We start from the raw sequence: 861 nt of genomic DNA, 5'->3' as shown, positions 1-861 counted from the left end.
CAATCACGCAAAACTTAGTGTCTTAATCAAATCTGGTAACTTAGGTAAGATATTTCTAACGCCCAAGCAGCCAATCTCTTCATCGGAAGACAAACATACATGCAGCGGGATAGACAATTTCTGCTGACTGGCTTGGCACATTGTTTCACTCATTAGGCCTAACAAAGTCATTTTCTAATGGCACCTTAACATTCAAGGATGATCTATTCGACAACGTCAATGAAGCAGAACAAAACTATTTGGCGCCTTTGGATGGGGCAGATAAATACGTTGAAGACAATGGTCTAGATTTACCTGAATATCCAGAAGTACGAGCGTTTTTAGAGTTACCTGAACCTATTAGCGACCCAACTTTATCAATAGACTTTAGTGAAAATAACATCACTAGCGTTGGCCACTGGTTTTAAGTATGACTACAACTGGTTAGAAGTTGATGTACTGGACGATGTCGGTCGCCCACTGCATACCGAGGTGTCACGTCAGCAACTGGTATTTATTTCGTTGGCCTACCTTTCTTATCAGGGCAGGGATCGGCCTTTATTTGGGGGGGAGCATGATGCTAGACGTATTGCTATCAAGAAAAAGTATCACGAGTGGGGTTAGTGACACAACACATGCTAATACACGAAATTTCTATAGCACTAACAAACGAAACCGTCATTGCATATCACCCAATCGGGACTTGTAGGATGGGTAGCGATGATGAGGCGGTCGTTGACCCTCAATTGAGAGTAAAAGGCGTTGATGGATTGCGTGTTGTTGATGCTTCCGTAATGCCTTCTTTGATGAATGGTAATACGAATGCGCCGACGATTATGACTGCAGATAGAGCAGCCGATATGATTCTTAATCAGGTGTAGT

General features: G+C 42.7%; 3 protein-coding genes and 1 pseudogene. 3 read left to right on the top strand and 1 reads right to left on the bottom strand.

Features of this window, described 5'->3' with window-relative positions:
- Positions 1–3: 3 nt before the first annotated feature.
- Positions 4–171, bottom strand: a complete 168-nt coding sequence (locus tag ACT3QQ_RS13915; protein WP_444523899.1) for a hypothetical protein — start codon at positions 169–171, stop codon at positions 4–6.
- A 68-nt stretch (positions 172–239) separates the two neighbouring features.
- On the opposite strand from ACT3QQ_RS13915, the gene ACT3QQ_RS13910 reads away from it, so the two are divergent.
- From ACT3QQ_RS13910 to ACT3QQ_RS13900, 3 genes and pseudogenes are all read left to right on the top strand, one after another.
- Entirely contained in the window at positions 240–407 is a 168-nt protein-coding gene (locus tag ACT3QQ_RS13910; RefSeq protein WP_444520370.1) for a hypothetical protein, read from the top strand.
- Positions 370–603, top strand: a complete 234-nt coding sequence (locus ACT3QQ_RS13905) for a hypothetical protein (RefSeq protein WP_444528429.1) — start codon at positions 370–372, stop codon at positions 601–603. Before ACT3QQ_RS13910 ends, ACT3QQ_RS13905 begins: the two co-directional genes overlap by 38 nt.
- Before the next feature lie 23 nt (positions 604–626).
- Positions 627–860, top strand: a pseudogene (locus ACT3QQ_RS13900) (GMC oxidoreductase); the annotation flags it as partial.
- Position 861 lies beyond the last annotated feature (1 nt).

It is taken from the genome of Psychrobacter sp. AOP7-A1-24 (genome assembly GCF_052376235.1).
In the GTDB taxonomy this organism is placed as follows: Bacteria; Pseudomonadota; Gammaproteobacteria; order Pseudomonadales; family Moraxellaceae; genus Psychrobacter.
This window is presented reverse-complemented; position numbering and strand designations above follow the sequence as displayed.